Origin of the sequence: Arthrobacter sp. NPDC058130 (assembly GCF_042884475.1) — a bacterium.
In the GTDB taxonomy this organism is placed as follows: domain Bacteria; phylum Actinomycetota; class Actinomycetes; order Actinomycetales; family Micrococcaceae; genus Arthrobacter.
Genome location: NZ_JBHVTV010000019.1, coordinates 1 through 19,575 on the forward strand (window position 1 = coordinate 1; position 19,575 = coordinate 19,575).

The 19,575-nt window shown below is 67.9% G+C and carries 16 protein-coding genes and 1 tRNA gene; 9 read left to right on the plus strand and 8 right to left on the minus strand.

Annotated features, from left to right (window positions below; genetic code table 11):
* The 3 genes from ACFVTM_RS21625 to ACFVTM_RS21635 all read left to right on the plus strand — a co-directional run.
* Positions 1 to 311: hypothetical protein (locus tag ACFVTM_RS21625; protein WP_390206173.1), on the plus strand; the 311-nt coding region annotated here is incomplete at its 5' end.
* 338 nt (positions 312 to 649) lie between these two features.
* On the plus strand, positions 650 to 1,864 hold the full coding sequence (locus ACFVTM_RS21630) for an NAD(P)-dependent alcohol dehydrogenase (RefSeq protein WP_390206175.1): 1,215 nt from the start codon (positions 650 to 652) through the stop codon (positions 1,862 to 1,864).
* Positions 1,861 to 2,289, plus strand: coding sequence for an HIT family protein (locus ACFVTM_RS21635; protein WP_390206176.1), 429 nt, complete (start codon positions 1,861 to 1,863; stop codon positions 2,287 to 2,289). Before ACFVTM_RS21630 ends, ACFVTM_RS21635 begins: the two co-directional genes overlap by 4 nt.
* 70 nt (positions 2,290 to 2,359) lie before the next feature.
* Here the strand turns inward: ACFVTM_RS21635 and hrpA are convergent, their stop codons facing one another.
* Together hrpA and ACFVTM_RS21645 are read right to left on the minus strand one after the other, a co-directional pair.
* Positions 2,360 to 6,478 (minus strand): ATP-dependent RNA helicase HrpA, encoded by a 4,119-nt coding sequence (gene hrpA / locus ACFVTM_RS21640; RefSeq protein WP_390206178.1) that lies wholly within the window; start codon positions 6,476 to 6,478, stop codon positions 2,360 to 2,362.
* Positions 6,479 to 6,644: 166 nt separating this feature from the next.
* Positions 6,645 to 6,812, minus strand: a complete 168-nt coding sequence (locus ACFVTM_RS21645) for a hypothetical protein (RefSeq protein WP_377985543.1) — start codon at positions 6,810 to 6,812, stop codon at positions 6,645 to 6,647.
* Positions 6,813 to 6,904: 92 nt separating this feature from the next.
* Here ACFVTM_RS21645 and ACFVTM_RS21650 point away from each other — a divergent pair, with 92 nt between their 5' ends.
* Positions 6,905 to 7,870 (plus strand): GlxA family transcriptional regulator, encoded by a 966-nt coding sequence (locus ACFVTM_RS21650; protein WP_390206180.1) that lies wholly within the window; start codon positions 6,905 to 6,907, stop codon positions 7,868 to 7,870.
* Positions 7,871 to 7,937: 67 nt separating this feature from the next.
* Here the strand turns inward: ACFVTM_RS21650 and ACFVTM_RS21655 are convergent, their stop codons facing one another.
* The 6 genes from ACFVTM_RS21655 to ACFVTM_RS21680 form a co-directional block, all read right to left on the minus strand.
* Positions 7,938 to 8,237, minus strand: a complete 300-nt coding sequence (locus ACFVTM_RS21655; protein WP_390206182.1) for a protealysin inhibitor emfourin — start codon at positions 8,235 to 8,237, stop codon at positions 7,938 to 7,940.
* 77 nt (positions 8,238 to 8,314) lie between these two features.
* Positions 8,315 to 9,397, minus strand: a complete 1,083-nt coding sequence (locus ACFVTM_RS21660; protein WP_390206184.1) for a M4 family metallopeptidase — start codon at positions 9,395 to 9,397, stop codon at positions 8,315 to 8,317.
* A gap of 196 nt (positions 9,398 to 9,593) precedes the next feature.
* Positions 9,594 to 9,666: transfer RNA gene (locus tag ACFVTM_RS21665), tRNA-Arg, on the minus strand.
* A gap of 146 nt (positions 9,667 to 9,812) precedes the next feature.
* Positions 9,813 to 11,408, minus strand: coding sequence for an FAD-dependent oxidoreductase (locus ACFVTM_RS21670; protein WP_390206186.1), 1,596 nt, complete (start codon positions 11,406 to 11,408; stop codon positions 9,813 to 9,815).
* The gene (locus ACFVTM_RS21675) at positions 11,405 to 12,277 is read right to left on the minus strand and encodes an FAD:protein FMN transferase (protein WP_390206187.1); all 873 of its coding nucleotides are present in this window, start codon (positions 12,275 to 12,277) and stop codon (positions 11,405 to 11,407) included. Before ACFVTM_RS21675 ends, ACFVTM_RS21670 begins: the two co-directional genes overlap by 4 nt.
* Before the next feature lie 21 nt (positions 12,278 to 12,298).
* Entirely contained in the window at positions 12,299 to 12,736 is a 438-nt protein-coding gene (locus ACFVTM_RS21680; protein ID WP_390206188.1) for a hypothetical protein, read from the minus strand.
* A 208-nt stretch (positions 12,737 to 12,944) separates the two neighbouring features.
* On the opposite strand from ACFVTM_RS21680, the gene argS reads away from it, so the two are divergent.
* Genes argS through thrB form a run of 5 tightly spaced genes read left to right on the plus strand, consistent with a single transcriptional unit; the run spans position 12,945 to position 19,518 of the window.
* Positions 12,945 to 14,609: an arginine--tRNA ligase gene (gene argS / locus ACFVTM_RS21685; protein ID WP_390206189.1), complete on the plus strand. Its 1,665-nt coding sequence runs from the start codon at positions 12,945 to 12,947 to the stop codon at positions 14,607 to 14,609.
* A gap of 5 nt (positions 14,610 to 14,614) precedes the next feature.
* Complete coding sequence (gene lysA, locus ACFVTM_RS21690; protein WP_390206190.1) at positions 14,615 to 16,105, plus strand: diaminopimelate decarboxylase; 1,491 nt, start codon at positions 14,615 to 14,617, stop codon at positions 16,103 to 16,105.
* On the plus strand, positions 16,106 to 17,422 hold the full coding sequence (locus tag ACFVTM_RS21695; RefSeq protein ID WP_390206192.1) for a homoserine dehydrogenase: 1,317 nt from the start codon (positions 16,106 to 16,108) through the stop codon (positions 17,420 to 17,422).
* Positions 17,423 to 18,529, plus strand: coding sequence for a threonine synthase (gene thrC / locus ACFVTM_RS21700; RefSeq protein ID WP_390206193.1), 1,107 nt, complete (start codon positions 17,423 to 17,425; stop codon positions 18,527 to 18,529).
* Positions 18,530 to 18,531: 2 nt separating this feature from the next.
* Positions 18,532 to 19,518, plus strand: a complete 987-nt coding sequence (gene thrB / locus ACFVTM_RS21705; RefSeq protein WP_390206195.1) for a homoserine kinase — start codon at positions 18,532 to 18,534, stop codon at positions 19,516 to 19,518.
* Positions 19,519 to 19,575: the final 57 nt, after the last annotated feature.

Genomic DNA, 19,575 nt, shown 5'->3' on the forward strand with positions numbered 1-19,575 from the left:
CCGGAAGCGGCGCGGCCGAAGCCGGTATCGCCGTGTCCTGCCGGAACCACTTCGGGCCCCTGATTGCCGTCCATGAATCCAGTCTTTCAGGGACCTACGACAAAAAGATCGCGCCCCGCTTGGGCATCCTAAGTCCCTTTCCGCCCAATCCCGATCTATGCCTCGATCCCGTGCTTGCCGCCCGTTGCCGTCAGATGACCGTCCCGGACAGGGGTGGTCTTTTGGCGCAGGCGGGAAGAACCGCCTGGTTGACCGAGTGGTGCCAGCCCGTGGTGCAGGCGGGATATCTCGGCCGGTTGGCTAAGGAATAATGAGGTCGATGCCCACCGCCGTGGGGTACCCCCGCAGCAACCTGGCCCTCAGTAGCCTGGCGCCCGCACCCTGTAGCCCGCGGCCCCAGCGGTCTGGGTCCGCGATTGCGTTGACGGCCCGCTGAGCAGCGGCCGGAGGATGGTCCGTGATCGCCCCCGGGGAACTCCCTCAGCCGCCCGGCGCCCGCAGGCGGCCCCTAGAGCGGTGCCCGGCGTCGTGCGTTTGGCGTACCGGCCCATACGGCCGCCGAGAGCAGCGGTGACCGAAGGAAAGTGCCACAGCGCGACGGGCCACAACAAAGTGGAATAGATGACGGGACCGGGGGTAGCGTCAACGTATGACACCAGGACGTCCCGTACCCCCGCCCCTTGCCAAGCCACTGCCGGATCCCGGCACCACGGCAGGCACTCCCGCAGGCACCACAGCGGATACCACTCCGAACACCACCGCGGGCAGCGTCGCGCAAACCGCCGGCCCCACCCTGGCCGCCGCGTACGGTGCCACCGCACCGGACAGCGGACTGGTCCCGTTGACCGTGTCCCGCCGGGAGCCGAAAGCGGACGACGTCGAGATCGCTGTCGAATTCTGCGGACTGTGCCACTCGGACGTGCACGCCACCCGGGGCGAATGGGGCGGCGACACTTACCCGCTGATTCCGGGCCATGAGGTCGTCGGCCGCGTCAGCCGGCTCGGTTCCGCCGTCGACGACTTCACGGTGGGCGAACGCGTGGGCGTGGGCTGCATGGTGGATTCCTGCCGCGAATGCGAGAGCTGCCTGGACGGACTCGAGCAGTACTGCGAAAACGGCCTGGTGGGAACTTACGGCGCCAAGGATCCCCGGAACGACGGCGCCATCACCCAGGGCGGCTATGCCACCTCCATCGTGGTGGACCGGAACTATGTCCTGCGGGTCCCGGAAACCCTGGACCCCGCCGCCGCGGCGCCCCTGCTGTGCGCAGGCGTCACCACGTATTCGCCCCTGAGCTACTTCGAGGTCGAGGAAGGCGACGTGGTCGGCGTCGTCGGACTGGGTGGACTCGGCCACATGGCCGTCAAGATCGCCAAGGCCATGGGCGCCGAGGTCAAGGTCTTTACGACGTCGGAGAACAAGTTCGCCGCGGCGCGCGAGCTGGGCGCCGACGACGTCGTCCTTTCCACTGACCCAGCCGCGATGGAAGCCGCGAACCGCAGCATCGACGTCATCATCGACACCGTCGCCGCACCGCACGACCTGAACCCTTACTTCCGCACACTGCGCCGGGACGGCGCGCTGTTCCAGCTGGGCCTGCCCCCGACGGCGATGCCGCCTGTCAATCCCGGGGCGCTGATCCGGCGCCGAATCGCGTATGCGGGTTCGCTGATCGGCGGCATCGCCGAGACTCAGGAGATGCTGGACTTCTGCGCCGAGCACGGCGTGGTGTCCGACGTCGAGGTGGTCGGGGCAGACCAGCTCAACGAAGCCTACGACCGCATGGTGGCCGGCGACGTGAAGTACCGTTTTGTCCTGGACGCCAGCACCCTGGGGTCCCCGGCAGAAAAGGCAGACGCGTGAGCACTCTCTTCACCAAAATCATCAAGGGCGAGATCCCGGGCCGCTTTGTCTGGCGCGAGGACGACGTCGTGGCGTTCCTGACCATGGGTCCGCTGGCCGACGGCCACACCCTCGTGGTGCCCACCGAGGAAGTGGACCGCTGGACGGACGCGTCGCCGGAGGTCCTCGGCCGGGTCATGGAAGTTGCCCGCAAGATCGGTGCCGTCCAGGTGGACGTGTTCGACGCCGCACGGGCAGGGCTGATCGTGGCAGGCTACGAAATCAACCATCTGCACGTCCATGTGTGGCCCTCCACTTCCATGGCCGACTTTGATTTCGGCTCGGCGGACCAGCACCCGAATCCGGCCACGCTGGACGCCAACGCGGAGAAGCTCCGCGAAGGCCTCCGCGCCGCCGGCCACGCGGAGCACGTTCCGGACGCCTGAGCCAGGCCCCGTTCAGCGCACGGTCAGGCCGGCGGCCAGCACCTGGCGCCGGCGTAGCACCCCAAGGGGTCTACGCCGGTGCCAGCACTTTGTTCAGCGCCGCCCGGATGCGTTTCTCGGATACCGAATAGGCGGTCCCGAGTTCGACGGCGAAAAGGCTCACCCGCAGTTCTTCGATCATCCAGCGCACGTGGGTTAACTCGGCGCCGGCCCGCCGTCCGGGCAGCAGCGCGGAGACGGCGTCGTCGTAGTCGTCCTCGAGCGCTTGGACGGCGGCCATGTGCAGGGCGTCCCGCTGGACGTTGCCCGGCAGCTTCTCGAGGCGCTTCTCGATCGCCGAGAGGTAGCGGGGCAGCTGGCTGAGCTGGGCGTAGCCCGTCCGTGCCACAAAGCCCGGATATACGAGCTGCTCCAGCTGGCTCTTGACGTCGTTGAGCCCGCTGATCAGGGCCAGGCTCGTGGTGCCTTTGAGCTGCTTTTCGATCCGGCGGGTGCTGGCCAGAATGCGCTCAACGACGGCGGTGACCGTGAAGACCGTATCGATCAGCTCCGCCCGGACGGTCTCGTAGAGCGCCTTGAACGAGGCCTCGTCCCACGGCAGCCCGGCCGGCGTGAGCTTGTCGATGGCGGCCAGGGCGCAGTCAGCGATCAGCGCCGTCACGGAGCCGTGCGGGTTCTGGCTGAACGTCAGTTTCTCGGTGTTGTTCAGGTGCTCCAGGACATAGCGGTCCGGCGGCGGCACCTTGAGGGCCAGGAGCCTGATGACACCGCCGCGCATGGCTTCCTGCTGCTCGGACGCAGTCTGGAACAGCCGCAGCGCCACGGAAGTTCCCTCGTCCACCAGTGCGGGGTAGCCGGTGACGGTGTGCCCGCCCACGCTGCCCTGGACCTGGCGCTGGACGGTTCCGAAGGTCCAGTCCTTGAGCCCGGACAATTCCGCGAAGCCGCCGGAAGCCGTGGCAGCCGCGAGGGGAGACGCCGGCGTGCCCGCCCGGGAGTTCCCGGCGGTTTCCTTCCCGGTCGGCGTGCCGTTCGTGGCGGCTTCCGCGGTTCCTTTCGCCGGCGCCGTGATTCCTTTCGCCGGTGCCGTGGTGCCAGGTGTGGCGCCGAGGGATTCCGCGATCGCCCGGCGGGTGGCCGGAGCCAGCCGCTCCTGGAGCGCGTTGAGGTCTTTGCCCTCATCCAGCACCTTGCCGCGGGAATCCACCACCCGGAAGCTGACCCGCAAATGCGACGGCACGGCGTCCCAGTTCCAGGACCCGGCCGGAATGACCTGTCCGCGGATCCGGCGCAACACGAGTTCAAGGGAGGGCTCGAGCTCGTCCGCGGCGGGATCGAAGTCGGCTTCCAGCGCCGCGACGGCCTGGCGGGCAACATCCGGAGCCGGAACGAAGTTCTTGCGGACCTGCTTGGGCAGCGACTTGATGAGCGCCGTCACGAGTTCCACCCGCTGCCCGGGGATCAGCCAGCGGAACGCGGCGTCGTCGAGCTGGTTCAGGAACAGCACGGGGACCTCGGCGGTGACGCCGTCGGACGGATTCGGCGGCGAGCCGGGCGCCACGGGGTGGAACTCATAGCTCAGCGGCAGCTCGAAACCCTTATGCAGGAGGGTCTTGGGGTAGGCCGAGTCGTCCAGGGCCGCGGCGTCCTCGCTGATCAGCAGGGACTTCTCAAAGTCCAGCAACGTCGGATCCTGCTGCCGGGCGTCCTTCCACCACTTGTCGAAGTGCCGCTCAGAGACGACGTCAGCGCCGATCCGGGCGTCGTAGAACTCGAACAACGTCTCGTCGTCCACCAGGATGTCCCGGCGCCGCATCCGGGCCTCGAGCTCCTCGACCTCGTGGAGGAGCGCGCGGTTGCGGTGGAAGAACTTGTGGTGGGTCTGCCAGTCGCCTTCCACCAGGGCATGGCGGATGAAGAGCTCACGGCAGAGCTCCGGCTCCACCTTGCCGTAATTGATGCGCCGGCTCGGGATGATGGGCACGCCGTAGAGCGTGACCTTTTCGTGCGCCATCACCGAGCCCATCTTCTTGGACCAGTGCGGCTCGCTGTAGCTGCGCTTGACCAGGTCAGGGGCTACCTGCTCGGCCCAGAGCGGATCGAACTTCGCCGCGACGCGGGCCCAGAGCCGGCTCGTCTCCACCAGTTCGGCTGCCATCACGAAAGTGGGTGACTTCTTGAACAGTGCCGAGCCCGGGAAGATCGCGAAGCGGCTGCCGCGGGCTCCGGCGTACTCGCGCTTGCGCTCGTCGAGGATGCCGATGTGGCTCAGCAGCCCCGAGAGCAGGCTGATGTGGATGCCGTCGTGGTTGCCCACGGGATCGGCAAGGCGCTTGTTGTCCAGGCTGATGCCCAGCGGCCGGGCCATCTGCCGGAGCTGGGCGAACAGGTCCTGCCACTCCCTGACCCGGAGATAGTTGATGAACTCAGTGCGGCAGAGTCGGCGGAACGCCGTGGAGGAGAGCTCCTGCTGCTTCTCCTGCAGGTAGTTCCACAGGTTCAGGTAACCGGTGAAGTCCGAGTTCTCGTCCCGGAAGCGGGCGTGCTTCTCCGCCGCGAGCTGCTGCTTGCCTGAGCCGTCCCCCTGGGGGCGCTCGCGGGGGTCCTGGATGGTCAGGGCGGCGGCCAGGATCATGACTTCGCGGACGCAGCCGCGCTTTCCGGCCTCCACGATCATCCGGCCGAGCCGGGGGTCCACCGGCAGCTGGGCCAGTTGCTGCCCGACGGCGGTGAGCCCGCCGCCGTTCCTTCCGGCACCGTTTCGTCCGGCACCATTTCGTCCGCCGGTCGTCCCCGCCGGACGGCGGCCGGGGCGGCTCCCGCCGTCGTCCGTTGGCTCCTGCTGCCGGGCCGCGCTGAGGGCGCCAAGTTCGCGCAGGAGGCTGACGCCGTCGTTGATTGCGCGCGAATCCGGCGGCTCGACGAAGGGGAAGTTCTCCACATCCTTCGGCCCGCGGGCCACGCCCATGGCGGTCATCTGCAGGATGACGGCTGCGAGGTTGGTGCGCAGGATCTCGGGATCCGTGAACAGCGGCCGCGATTCGAAGTCATCCTCGGAGTACAGCCGGATCGCGATACCGTCAGAGACACGGCCGCAGCGGCCAGAGCGCTGGTTGGCCGAGGCCTGGGAGACCCGCTCGATCGGCAGGCGCTGGACCTTGGTCCGGTGCGAGTACCGCGAGATGCGTGCCGTGCCGGTGTCGATGACGTACTTGATGCCAGGGACCGTCAGCGAGGTTTCGGCGACGTTGGTGGCCAGCACGATCCGGCGTTTGCCGCCGGGATGGAAGACCTTGTGCTGCTCCTGCAGGCTCAGCCGGGCGAAGAGGGGAAGAACCTCGGTGCCGGCCAGGCGCCGGTTGGACTGGATGCGGGCGTTGAGGGCCTCCGCCGCGTCGCGGATTTCGCGCTCGCCGGAGAAGAAGATCAGGACGTCGCCGGGGGCTTCCTTTGCAAGTTCGTCGACGGCGTCGCACACCGCGTCCAGAGGGTCGCGGTCCTCCTCGAGCTCATCGTCCGCGGCTGCGCCTTCCCCGGCTCCGTCTCCGTCTTCGGCGCCAGCGCCGGCACCGCCGGCGGGCTGGGACAGCGGCCGGTAGCGGATCTCCACCGGGAATGTCCGGCCCGACACCTCGATGATGGGGGAGGGCTCTTCCTCGCTGCCGAAGTGCTTGGCGAAGCGCCCCGGATCGATGGTGGCCGAGGTGATGATGATCTTCAGATCCGGGCGCTGCGGCAGGATGCGCTTGAGGTAGCCGAGAATGAAGTCGATGTTGAGGCTGCGCTCGTGGGCCTCGTCGATGATGATGGCGTTGTACCTGCGCAGCAGCTTGTCGCGCTGGATTTCCGCCAGCAGGATGCCGTCGGTCATGAGCTTGACCTTGGTGGACCGGCTGACCTCGCCGGTGAAGCGGACCTGGAAGCCCACTTCCTGGCCGATCTCGACGCCGAGTTCCTCCGCAATGCGCTCGGCCACGGTGCGGGCCGCGAGCCGGCGAGGCTGGGTGTGCCCGATCAGCCCGTTCTCGCCCAGGCCGAGTTCCAGGCACATCTTGGGAATCTGGGTGGTCTTACCCGAGCCTGTCTCACCGGCGATGATGGTCACCTGGTTGGCCGCGATGGCGGCCATCAGATCTTCGCGGCGCTCGGAAACCGGCAGCTCGGCGGGGTAGGAAATATGAAATGTCATGGCTGGAGACAGTCTACTGGGGCGGACTGTCCACCGGAGTGGCGACGGCGGCTGTTAGGTCCCGCTGTTTAGCCCGGGGGTGTTTGCCCTGTTCGGTCCCGGCGCATGTTGAGGGCCCGGCTGGATGACCGGGCCCGATGGGCGGGTGGACTAATCGTGCGCGGACTTAGATGTTCCGCATCGTGTAGTTGATGCTCGGCAGGTCCCGGGCCATCCAATATTCTTCCGAGCGGACGGGCGGAGTGTGGCCGAGGCCATCCTTGCGGAGGGCGGCGATCGTGGCGGTGACGCCGGCAAGAACCAGGATGATGAGGGCGATTCCGAGGAGTTCCATACCTCTATGGTTCTCCGGTCAGGCCACTTAAAAAAGTGGCAGAAATGACCAAAAAGCTATAATTTCTGCCACTGTTCTGCCAGAATCGAATCATGATCAAATCAGTGGCAATGATCGTGGTCCCCAACTTCTCGATCTTCGAGTTTGCGACCGCCTTTGAGGTCTTCGGCATAGACCGGTCGGACCGCGGAAACGGCGTGCCCGCCTTTGATTTCCGCGTCTGCGCCCCGGAGCCCGGCGACGTCCCGCTCAAATCCGGCCTGTCCATGCACGTCGGTCTCGGGCTGGAATCAGCTGCCGACGCGGACCTCGTGGTGATGGCGCCGTACGGCCGCGACGAGGATGTTCCCGAATCTGTCCTGGACGCATTGCGGGCCGCCCATGCCCGCGGCGCCTGGGTGATGTCCATCTGCTCCGGGGCCTTCGCCCTGGCCCGGGCGGGCTTGCTCGACGGCCGCCGCTGCACCACGCACTGGCACTACTCCCAGGAGCTGGCCAGCCGGTACCCCGCCGTCCTGGTGGATGAAAACGTGCTCTACGTCGAGGACAGCCGGATCATCACCAGTGCAGGAACGGCCGCCGGGATCGATGCCTGCCTGCACCTGATCCGCGTTGAGTTTGGTGCGAAGGTGGCCGCCGCCATCGCCCGGGACATGGTGGTCCCGCCGCACCGGGACGGCGGCCAGGCCCAATACATCGACCGGCCCATTCCGCAGTGCGGCTCGGAGCCGATGGAGCAGTTGCTGCAGTGGATGGTGCGGCACCTGGACGAGGAGCACGCGGTCAACGACCTGGCGGCCCGGGTCCATATGTCGCCGCGGACTTTCGCGCGGCGCTTCCGGGCGGAAACGGGGGCTACCCCGGCGGCATGGCTCAATTCCCAGCGGGTGCTCCGCGCCCAGGAGCTTTTGGAAACCACTGAACTCAATATCGACGAAGTCGCGCGGGAAGCCGGCTTCGGCCATTCGGTGCTGTTGCGGCACCATTTCGCAAAGGCGCTGGACACCAGTCCGCAGTCCTACCGGCGCACATTCCGCGGGCACCTGGCCACGGCCTAAGGCCGCGGCGCAGGGCAACGGCGCAGGCCCCAGCGCCGGACCCGGCTCAGGGCAACGGTAGGGGCGGTTAGCCAAGGCCCGGCGGAGCCGCCTCTTCCTCGGCCGCGGCCCTGGCGCATTCGACGAGGTCACGCCATGGACCTGTCAGCTCACGCTCTGGCAGGACCGCCCGGCGTCGATCGGCCCGGATGCTGTACATGAACCGGTCCGGCTGGCCGGACGCCCCCACGGTCCCTGCGACGGCGTCCCAGGGGCAGGCCTCGATCAGCGGCTGCCACCGGTCAGTGTCCTCCGGCGGCTCGGGCTGCACAGTCCATGTCCGCTTCATGCCGGCCACGCCGCCGCTGCGCTGGACAATTATTTTCATGGGACTCGGATCTTCATGGGACTCGGATCTCCATCGGAGTGGGATCTGCATGGGACTCGGATCCGCAGGGGCTTGGCTTATCGTCGGGCTCCCGGGAACTTGACCTTCACAGTTTCCCACGCGGAGCGCACGGCGTCATGTTCTTTGGAATCCTCCCCGAAAAGCTCCTTGGCAGAGGCGGCCGTAGCCTTGGCGAAGGCGCCGAACGTGGCATTGGGGGACAGTGTGCCGCCCGTCAGGGTCTCGTACCAGATCCGTGCCGGCGCGTCCCAGGCGTTGCCGCCGAGGGCCGTGGCAACCAGGCAGAACGCTCGGTTGGGGATGCCGGAGTTGATGTGCACGCCGCCGTTGTCCGCGCTGGTTCGCACGTAGCCGTCCATCGAGTCCGGCTGCGGGTCCTTGCCGAGCACGTCGTCGTCGTACGCCGTTCCCGGGGCCTTCATGGACCGCAAAGCGGTCCCCTGCACCTGGTTGGTGAAGAGGCCTTCGCCAATCAGCCAGCTGGCCTGCGCCGTCGACTGCTTGTGGAAGTACTGTTCAACGAGGGCCCCGAAGACATCGGACATCGACTCATTCAGGGCGCCGGCCTGGTTGCGGTAGAGAAGTCCTGCGGAGTACTGGGTGACCCCATGGGTCAGCTCGTGGCCGATCACGCTCAGGGATTTCGTGAACCGCTCGAACACCTGGCCGTCACCGTCGCCGAAGACCATTTGCTGGCCGTCCCAGAACGCGTTGTCATACAGGCGGCCGTAGTGAACCGTGGCATCAAGCCGGAGTCCCTTGCCATCGATCGAATTACGTCCGAAGGCTTCCGCGTAGAGGCGGTGCGTGTGCCCCAGACCGTCATAGGCTTCATCGGCGGCGGGATCGCCGGTGGGCGGTTCACCTTCTTTGCGGACCACGCTGCCGGGCAGCTGCTCGGCGAACTTGGCGTCGTAGACGGTCCGTTCCGGCGGGGACGGCTTGAGCTCCCGCATGCCAGGTTGGCTGCCGGGCCCGGGCGCGGTACGGGAGGCCTGGAAGCTGGGCACGTGCTGCAGGGCTTGCCTGGCCGCCTGGGCGGCCCGGGAGAGCTCCGGCTCGCGCTGCGCGGCCAGGCGGCGAAGCAAATATGGCGGAACGATGGAGCAGTGCATATCAGAGCAGTGCATATGAGACATGTGAGACCCCTTCACGCTACGGGGCGTGCCGGGTAGCCGCCACCGATGAAATCAGCCTACGAGCGGGGACCGACAATCGGCAGGAACAAAGCCGCTGGATTTCCGCGTTTTCGATGGAATTTCGGTGGAAGCAGGGGACAAAAAACCCCGCCACTTCCGTGAAGTGGCGGGGTTGCTCGGCGATGCCGATATTTTGTGCCCTCGATAGGATTCGAACCTACGACCTTCTGCTCCGGAGGCAGACGCTCTATCCCCTGAGCTACGAGGGCATCCAGGGATCCTGCCGTTACCGGCGGGACGTCCTAGAGCTTAGCAGGAAGGTGGCCCCCAACGGAAAATCGGCACCGATTTGTGGAGCCAGGCCCGCGTCAACTGGCGATTATGTCCGTGAAACTCCCGCGACGCAGCCAGCACCTCAGTAGCCTGTGAAGGAATCCACATGGACCCGGCGGGCGCCCGCGCCACGTGCCGCGGCGCGCAGTGAGCGCACGCTGGCGGGCGATCCGGAGACGAAGACTTCCCGGCCGCCGATGTCCGGGACCAGCTCCTTGAGGGCCGCGGCGTCAATCCTCCCGGCACCTGCGTTGTGCATGAACGCCGGCGGCGCAGATCCATCGGCAAGCCGCGCCAGGATGCGCGCGCCGGAGCGCTGCAGCTCCTCGGCATAGGCCAGTTCTTCGGGGTTCTTCGCCAGATACAGCAGGACAACGTCACGGTCCAGCGCTGAAGTTTCGTCCGGCTCCGCGTCCGGCGCCCCGGCCAGCTGGCCCATGTAGGGGGTGATGCCGATGCCGGCCGCGATGAGCAGCACCGGGGTGGCCGGATCCCGGGGCAGGATGAAGTCGCCGCTCACCGAGGTCGCGGTGAGCCCGTCGCCCGGCGCGAGGGCCAGCAGCGCGCGCTTGGCGGACGAAACCGGCTCCGCCGTCCCCACTCCGATCGTCAGCAGCGGTGCGCCCGGGGTGCTGGTCAGGCTGAACACGCGCCGGATTCCCTTCCCATCCCCCATGGCATCGCCCTTGCGCGTGCGATTCTCGCGGGCCTTGTCCGGCGGCAGGTGCAGCTCCAGGGCCTGTCCGGGCGTGAAACGCACCGGGCGCTCCGGGCGGAAGCTGAATTCCGTCGTCGTGGGCGTCAGCGGCCGGGAACCCTCAAAGCTCAGCCGCACCGCGCCCCGCTGCCCGGCGGCGAAGGCGAGCACGTTGCCCACGAGCAGCGCCAGCTCGGGAGAGTTGGCCACGAACCCCAGGTTGTAGGGGACGGCGAACAGCACCCCGACGACGGCGGCCAGCGCCAGCTGCTGCCAGCGCCGCGGAGGCAACGTGAGCGGTTCGGTGAGCATGAACCCGACGAAGAACAGCACCGGACGCTGCGCAAAGGTCTGCCACAGCGCCTCGGGAAGCTCCAGCCCGGCCCGGAGCAGGTCCGCCGCCACAATGGACACGGCCACCACGGTGAAGATGGCAGCCATGGTGACCTTGCGGGTCCGGTAGAGCACCAGCAGCACCCCCGGCAGCACCAGCCAAAGCATCGACGGCGTCGCCGCCCACCAGGTGGCAATGTTGAGCCCGGTCAGTCCGGCAAGGAAGGCGCCGGCCGCGGCCGGATTGAAGATGTGGCGGCCGCGCCAGGCCAGCGCATACTTCGAGGCCGAGGCCAGGACACAGGCCAGGGCGACGCCGCCGATTTCGGCCACCTGGAGTCCCTGGGTCAGCTGGCTGGGCCAGAACAGGAAGTACAGCAGCAGGCCCGTAATGAGCGAGGACTCTGTGTGCGGACGCACGTGGAAAAGCGCGGCAAGCCCCTGGCTGGAGGCGTAGGTCAGGCCAAGGCACAGGGCCAGGTGCGCCAGCATTTCCGGCAGCCCGAACGTCAGCCAGCCCAGCACATTGAGCAGCAGGCTGTAGCCGGCCAGGACGGCCAGGACCCACAGCACCAGCCGGTACATCGTGAGCCGACCCAAGGCGGTGTCCAGCCTCGAGCCAAGCGGAGTGGTGGTGATGGCAGTCATGAAAACAGCGCCCCTTCAAATTCGGCTGAATATTCCGCGTGCCCGTCCGAATAGGCCGTGAGCCAGGCGAAATCGAACTCTTGCTCAAGCCGCGGACCGTCGACAAAAAACAACGCTGTGGCCAGCGCATCGGCCACCATCGCCGTCCCGGCCATGGCCCAGCTGGCGACGACGGTCCGCACCGGCGCTCCGGTGGTGCCGTCCAGGACGTGGTGGAACCCGTCGCCCCAGGCCCGCCGGTTAGCGGCGGAGGCGCACAGGGCGCCGGCCCCCAGCTTGACAGTGCCGATCGCCTGGGTGGGATCGTACGGGTGCTCCAGGGCCACCACCACTGGGTCCGGCCCCGGATTCAGCAGGTCCCCGCTGGCATCGATGAAGTGCTCGGCGAAGCCGCAGTCCCGGAGGTGCGCGGAGAGCAGATCGGCCAGTTGCCCCTTGCCGGCCGCGCCGACGTCGATCACTACCGGGGCGGTGGTTGTGAGCGCGGTGCCCTGCCAGTCCAGCACATCCTCCCACCGCGGCGCGGGAAGTGGCGCACCGCCCGGGCGCAGGGAGTAGCTGGCGTCGTAGCCCAGGCGCTCCAGGCTGCCGCCGATGAGCGGGGTCATCGCACCGTCGGTGAGCCGGTACAGCATGCCGTACAGTTCGGCCAGGGCGGCTGATTCGGCGGGCAGCTCAACACGGCCGGGCGCGCGGGCGGCGTCCGCAATGAGTGAGTCGGGCCGGAACCGGGACCACGCGGCGTCGTACCTCTCCACCATGGCGAGCAGTCCACGGCGGTGCTTGCCGGAGAGCCGGGACGGCGTGGAAATCTCCCAGCGGGTCCCGATCCCGTCAAAGCTGAAGTGCGACCAGCCCGGATGAGGCACGATTCCTCTGTCCCTGCAGGGTTACTGGGCCTGGGTCTTGATATCCGCCACGGCCTGGTTGAAGCCGCCGCTGGTCAGCGAGGATCCGGCCACTTTGGACACCTTGATCTCGTCCAGCTTTTTGCCCACCACCTGGGCCTGGATGCCGCTGGCGAACTCGCCCTGGAACTTGCGGGTGTTCGGATTCGACGGATGCTGCGTGATCTTCACATCGGACACCGCGCCGCCGGCCAGGGTCAGTTCCACGCCGACGGTCTCAGTGCCGTTGGGCGAGGTGTACTTGCCGTCGGCGCTGTAGGTGCCGTCCTTGTAGGACCCGGTGCTTGCAGCGGACTCGGATGCCGGGGCCGCGCCCTGTGCGGCCGGCGGCTGAGCGGCCGGGGCGCAGCCAGCCGCGGTTCCGGCGACGGAGAGGCCGGCGATGCCGACGAGGACGCTCTTACGGAAGGCGGTATTCATGCGGGACTCGATTCGTTGCGGGATCGGACAGCCAAGAAATCGTGGCACTGACAGAGCTGACGACGTTTGTTTTTAGGGTAACGGTTCACCCTTGGTGCGAAACATCGAAGACCTTGGGTTTTCCCGGAGGCTCCCTTGTCCCACGCGGCGGCCGTCATGCCGGGCGCGGGATTCCGCCGCACTACGGGCCCACCGGTAGGCTAGAAGTGTGACCCCAGAAGAACTCTCCCTCGCCATATCCGCCTGCCTGAAAGACGCCGTCGCGGCCGGTGACATTGCCCTCTCGGCAGCCGACATCCCGGATGAGGTGCGCGTGGAGCGCCCGAAGAACAGGGATCACGGGGACTGGGCCACCAATGTCGCCCTCCAGCTGGCCAAGACGGCCGGCACCAACCCGCGGGAGTTCGCGTCCGTCCTGGGCGCCCGGCTCAAGACGATCGACGGCGTCTCCGAGGTGGACATCGCCGGGCCCGGCTTCCTGAACATCACCGTGGACGCCGCGGCCGCCGGCACGCTCGCCAAGGCGATCGTCGAGGCGGGTCCGGCCTACGGCACCAACACCGCGCTCGCCGGGCACGTGGTCAACATGGAGTTCGTCTCGGCCAACCCCACCGGCCCGCTGCACATCGGCCACACCCGCTGGGCCGCTCTCGGCGACGCGATCGCCCGCGTCCTGCGCGCCTCCGGCGCCGACGTCACGGCTGAGTACTACATCAACGACGCCGGCTCCCAGATGAACGTGTTCGCCAACTCCGTGTACGCCCGGCTGCACGGCAGGGACGTGCCCGAGGGCGGCTACCCGGGCCAGTACATCGCTGACCTCGGCCACGAAGTGCTCACCGAGCACCCCGACATCCGCGAACTCACCGAAGTCGCGGCCCTGCCGGTGATCCGCGGCGCCGCCTACAAGGCGCAGATGCACGACATCAAGCAGACGCTGGCCGGGTTTGGCGTCGACTTCGACGTGTTCTTCTCCGAGCAGGAGCTCCACGACGCCGGCGCGATCGAAGACGCCGTCGCCCGCCTGCGCGAACAGGGCCATGTGTTCGACGACGGCGGCGCGGTCTGGCTGCGCACCACCGACTTCGGCGATGACAAGGACCGCGTGATGATCCGCGCCAACGGCGAGCCCACGTACTTCGCCGCCGACGCCGCCTACTACCTGTCCAAGAAGGACCGCGGCTACACCGAGAAGATCTACCTCCTCGGCGCCGACCACCACGGCTACATCAACCGGCTCAAGGCCATTGCGGCCGCCGCGGGCGATGACCCCGAGGTCAACATCGAGGTCCTGATCGGCCAGCTGGTCTCGGTCAACGGCGCCAAGCTGTCCAAGCGCGCCGGCAACATCATCGAGCTCAAGGACCTCATCGACTGGCTCGGCAAGGACGCCGTCCGGTACTCCCTGGCCCGGTTCCCCGCCGACTCGCCGCTGACGCTGGACCCGGAGCTGCTGAAGAAGCACAGCAATGAAAACCCGGTGTTCTACGTCCAGTACGCCCACGCCCGCTCCCGCGGTGCCGCCCGCAACGCCGTGGCCGCCGGCGTGGAGCGCAGTGTGGACGGCAAAGACAGCTTCGACGCCGGCCTGCTGGACCACGCCACCGAAAACGAGCTGCTCTCGCACCTGGGCAGCTACCCCTCGATCGTGGCCAAGGCCGCCGAGCTGCGCGAGCCGCACCGCGTGGCCCGCCACCTCGAAGTCATCGCCGGCGCCTACCACCGCTGGTACGACGCCTGCCGTGTGGCGCCCCAGGGCGAGGAGCCCATCACCGACACCAACCGCACCCGGCTGTGGCTCAATGACGCCACCAGCCAGGTGCTGGCCAACGGACTGGAACTGCTGGGCGTCTCGGCGCCGGAACGGATGTAACCGCCATGACCGCGAACCCGAACATCAGCAACCCTGGCTCCCCGCTCGCGCCGGCCTGGCTCGAGGTCCCCGCGGACCTCAACGCCCTCCACGAACCGCTGTGGGCGGGCGGCGTCGCGCGGAACGACGACGGCGAGCTCACCATCGAGGGGCTGTCGGTCAGCGAGCTGCAGCGCCGGTACGGCACCCCGCTGTTCGTGCTGAGCGAGACCGACTTCCGGGCCCGGGCCCGGGCGTTCAGCGACGCCTTCAACGATGCCTTCGCCGATATCTGCGGGGGAGTGGACGTCTACTATGCCGGCAAGTCCTTCCTGTGCACCTCCGTGGTCCGCTGGGTCGAGGAAGAGGGGCTGCGCCTGGACACCGCGTCCGGCGGCGAACTCGCCGTTGCCGCCCGCGCCGGCATCCCGGGCGCCGACGTGGCGCTGCACGGCAACAACAAGTCCGACGGCGAAATCCACCGGGCCCTGGACATGCAGCTGGGCCGGATTGTGGTGGACAGCCTCGACGAGCTCGAGCGCGTCGCGGCGATCGCCGCCAACCGCGGCGACACCGCCAGGGTCATGCTGCGGCTGACCCCCGGGGTGCACGCCCACACCCACGAATTCATCGCCACCGCCCATGAGGACCAGAAATTCGGCCTGTCCATGGCCGGGGACTCCACTGACCAGGCCGGGCTGTCCGCCGCCGAGGAAGCCGTCGCCGCGGCGACCGGGCACGCCAGCATCGAGCTGCTGGGCCTGCACTGCCACATCGGCTCGCAGATCTTCGAGCCGGACGGCTTCGCCCTCGCCGCGGAGAAGCTGCTGGACTTCCTGGCAGCGATGCAGGCCAAGTACTCGATCGTGCTGCCCGAACTTGACCTCGGGGGCGGCTACGGCATTGCCTACACCCCGGTTGACACCCCGCGCCCGCCCGCCGAGATCGCGCAGGCGATGGCCGCCGTCGTCCGTTCCAAGTGCGCCGCGCTGGGCATCACAGCCCCGCGGATATCGATCGAACCGGGCCGCGCGATCGTCGGAAGCACCACGTTCACGCTCTATGAGGTCGGCACGCTCAAGACCGTCCGTGTGGATTCCCCCGCCCCGGACGGTGCCGCGGCCGGCCACAACGCCGCAGACGACGTTACGTACCCCCGCCGGTATGTGTCGGTGGACGGCGGGATGAGCGACAACCCCCGGCCGGTGCTGTACGACGCGGATTATTCGGCAATTCTCGCCTCGCGGACCTCCGAAGCGGGGCCGCAGCTGTCCCGAGTGGTGGGCAAACATTGCGAGAGCGGCGACATAGTTGTTAGAGATGTATATCTGCCCGAGGACGTGGCAGCCGGTGATCTGCTTGCTGTACCGGGGACCGGCGCCTACTGCTGGGCCCTGTCAAGCAACTACAACTATCTGGCCCGGCCGGGCGTTGTCGCTGTCCGCGACGGATCTGCCCGGCTCATTGTCCGCGGGGAAACCGAAGAAGATTTGCTCAACCGCGACATGGGAGTCTGAATGACCGAATTGCGAACCCTGAAAGTGGCCCTGCTGGGCTGTGGCAACGTTGGGGCCCAGGTTGCGCGGATTCTCATTGACGACGCCGATGCCCTCGCCGCCCGCACGGGCGCACGCCTGGAACTGAAGGGCATCGCGGTCCGCAATGTAGATGCCCCGCGCGAAGTCGAGCTGCCGCACGAGCTGTTCACCACCGACGCCGAAACCCTCGTCAAGGACGCAGACGTCGTCATCGAGCTCATGGGAGGGATTGAACCGGCCCGGACCCTGATCCTGACGGCCATGCGTCACGGTGCCTGCGTTGTCAGCGGCAACAAGGCGTTGCTCGCCCAGGATGGCCCCACGTTGTACGAGGAAGCCGACAAGGCCGGGGTGCAGCTCTCCTACGAGGCGGCCGTGGCCGGTGCCATCCCCATCCTGCGGCCCATCCGGGACAGCCTCTCCGGCGACCGGATCACCCGGGTGCTCGGAATCGTCAACGGCACCACGAACTTCATCCTCGACCAGATGGACTCCACGGGCGCACAGTTCGCCGATGCGCTGGCGGAGGCCCAGCGGCTGGGCTACGCGGAAGCCGATCCCACCGCCGACATCGAAGGCTACGACGCCGCCGCCAAGGCCGCGATCCTTGCCTCCCTGTCCTTCCACACGCGGTTCGCCCTGGAGGATGTCTCCTGCGAGGGCATCACGTCGGTCACCGCGGCGGACATTGCCGCCGCAAAGGATGCCGGCTTCGTCATCAAGCTGCTGGCCATCGCCGAGAAGCTGGCTGACGCAGACGGCAAGACCGGTGTCTCCGTCCGCGTCCACCCCACACTGCTGCCCCGCGAACACCCCCTCGCCGCCGTCCGCGGCGCGTTCAACGCCGTCTTCATCGAAGCCGAAAACGCCGGCGAGTTGATGTTCTACGGCCAGGGCGCCGGCGGCACCCCGACGGCGTCCGCCGTGCTGGGCGACCTCGTGTCCGCGGCCCGCCGCATCGTCCTGGGCGGCCCCGGCCGGACCGAAACCACCACAGGGCACGTGCCCGCGCTGCCCATCGGCGCGGCCGTCACGAGCTACTACATCGGACTCGACGTCGCGGACCAGCCCGGCGTCCTGGCCCGGATCGCCCACCTCTTCGCGGAGCACGGCGTGTCCATTGAAATCATGCGGCAGACCATCCACCGCGACACCGATTCCAATGTGGAGTCGGCCGAGTTGCGGATCGTGACCCACCAGGCACGGGAATCCGCACTTGCAGCAACCGTCGAGGCCATCAAGCGCCTGGACGTCATCAATTCCGTCACATCCGTACTGCGGGTAGAAGGGGTCTAAGTGGCTCACCAATGGCGCGGTGTCATCCGCGAATACGCTGATCGTCTTCCTGTCACGGAAGCCACTAAGGTCATCACCCTGGGCGAGGGCGGCACCCCGCTCGTGCACGCCCGCCACCTCTCCGAGCTGACCGGCAGCACCGTCTACCTCAAGGTCGAAGGGATGAACCCGACCGGTTCGTTCAAGGACCGCGGCATGACCATGGCCATGACCGCAGCGGTGGCCTCCGGCGCCAAGGCCGTGGTCTGCGCCTCCACCGGCAACACCTCGGCGTCCGCCGCGGCCTACGCGACGGCGGCCGGGCTGCAGTGCGCGGTGCTGGTCCCCGAGGGCAAGATCTCCATGGGCAAGCTCAGCCAGGCCGTCGCGCACGGCGCCACGCTGCTGCAGGTGGACGGCAACTTCGACGACTGCCTCGAGATCGCCCGCAAGCTTGGCGAGTCCTACCCGGTGTTCCTGGTCAACTCCGTCAACCCGGCCCGGATCGAGGGCCAGAAGACCGGCGCCTTTGAAGTGGTGGATTCGCTCGGCGACGCCCCCGACTTCCACGTGCTTCCGGTTGGCAACGCCGGCAACATCAGCGCGTACTGGAAGGGCTACAAGGAGTACTCCGCGCCGTTCGAGTCACCCACCGCCGGGTCGCTGCCCGCCGTCGCCACCAAGACCCCGGTCATGTGGGGCTTCCAGGCCGCCGGCGCGGCCCCGTTCGTGGCCGGCCACCCCATCACCGAGCCCGACACCATCGCCACCGCCATCCGGATCGGCAACCCGGCCTCCTGGGACACCGCCGTTGCGGCACGGGATGAGTCCGGCGGCGTGATCGAGGCCGTCACGGACGAGGAAATCCTTTCCGCGCACCGCTGGCTCTCCGCCCGCGAAGGCGTCTTCGTGGAGCCCGGCTCCGCTGCCGGCGTCGCCGGACTGATCAAGAAGCACGCGGCCGGTGAAGTGCCGGCCGGCAAGACGATCGTGATCACGGTGACAGGGCACGGCCTCAAGGACCCGCAGTGGGCCCTGCGCACCGAGGACGGCAGCGACGTGCAGCCGGTCAGCGTCTCCAACGACGTCGTCACCGTCGCCGCAGCACTGGGACTGGAAGAAAAATAACGTTGGAAACAACCCTCACCATCCCGGCCGAATCAGCTGCCGGCTCGCCGGCTGTTCCGGCGGGCCAGGTCGTCACCGTCCGGGTGCCGGCCACCAGCGCCAACCTGGGCCCCGGGTACGACAGCCTCGGCCTGGCGCTCACGCTCCATGACACCCTCACCGTGGAAACCCTGGCCAGCGGGGAACTGGAATTCGAGCTCAGCGGCGAGGGCGCCGAGTCGCTGCCCCGCGACGCCACGCACCTGGTGGTCAAGGCCCTCACCGAGGCGCTGCACCGCCTCGGGTACCGGCACGAGGGCCTGCGGATCACGGCGGACAACGTCAACCCGCACGGGCGGGGCCTGGGTTCCTCGGCCTCGGCCGTGGTGGCTGCCGTCAGCGCCGCGAATGCCCTGGTGCCGGAAGTATCGCGGCGCGACCGGGACTGGATCCTGCAGCTCACGAGCGAAATGGAAGGCCACCCGGACAACGTTGCACCCGCCATTTTCGGCGGACTGGCGCTGTCATGGCAGGACAGTGACCAGTACAGCAGCACGTGCGCGTCCGTGGCCGCCGCGGTGGTCCCGGTTGTCGCGGTGCCGGACTATGAGCTCTCCACAGAGGCAGCCCGGGCACTCTTGCCCGCCTCGGTGGGCCACCATGCCGCGGCCATGAACTCCGGCCGCGCCGCCCTGCTGATCCACGCCCTCACCGCCAACCCGGAATTTCTGCTGCCGGGCACCGAGGATTACCTGCACCAGAGCTACCGCGCCCAGGCCATGCGGCCCAGCGCGGAGCTGATCGGCGCGCTGCGCCGGGCCGGGCACGCCGCCGTCGTCTCCGGTGCAGGACCCACGGTACTGGTCCTGGCCAACGGGGAATCGGAAGCCGATGAAGTCGTGGACTTCATCGCCGCCCACACCGCGGGCAACACGCCGGAAGTTGGCTGGCGTGTGATGAAGCTGGCCGTGGACGTCGAAGGTGCTAAAGTGGAAGTGCACCGGCGGTAAATACGCAGGCGGTAAATTAGTAACCGTTCTAAAGACCGCGATGTTGGCCACGTAGCC

Bases quoted from the DNA above. Each gene is read 5' to 3' on its own strand.
- ACFVTM_RS21630 (WP_390206175.1), top strand. From the start codon at position 650: ATGACACCAGGACGTCCCGTACCCCCGCCCCTTGCCAAGCCACTGCCG.
- hrpA (WP_390206178.1), bottom strand. From the start codon at position 6,478: ATGACATTTCATATTTCCTACCCCGCCGAGCTGCCGGTTTCCGAGCGC.
- ACFVTM_RS21645 (WP_377985543.1), bottom strand. From the start codon at position 6,812: ATGGAACTCCTCGGAATCGCCCTCATCATCCTGGTTCTTGCCGGCGTC.
- ACFVTM_RS21650 (WP_390206180.1), top strand. From the start codon at position 6,905: ATGATCAAATCAGTGGCAATGATCGTGGTCCCCAACTTCTCGATCTTC.
- ACFVTM_RS21655 (WP_390206182.1), bottom strand. From the start codon at position 8,237: ATGAAAATAATTGTCCAGCGCAGCGGCGGCGTGGCCGGCATGAAGCGG.
- ACFVTM_RS21660 (WP_390206184.1), bottom strand. From the start codon at position 9,397: ATGTCTCATATGCACTGCTCTGATATGCACTGCTCCATCGTTCCGCCA.
- ACFVTM_RS21670 (WP_390206186.1), bottom strand. From the start codon at position 11,408: ATGACTGCCATCACCACCACTCCGCTTGGCTCGAGGCTGGACACCGCC.
- ACFVTM_RS21680 (WP_390206188.1), bottom strand. From the start codon at position 12,736: ATGAATACCGCCTTCCGTAAGAGCGTCCTCGTCGGCATCGCCGGCCTC.
- lysA (WP_390206190.1), top strand. From the start codon at position 14,615: ATGACCGCGAACCCGAACATCAGCAACCCTGGCTCCCCGCTCGCGCCG.
- ACFVTM_RS21695 (WP_390206192.1), top strand. From the start codon at position 16,106: ATGACCGAATTGCGAACCCTGAAAGTGGCCCTGCTGGGCTGTGGCAAC.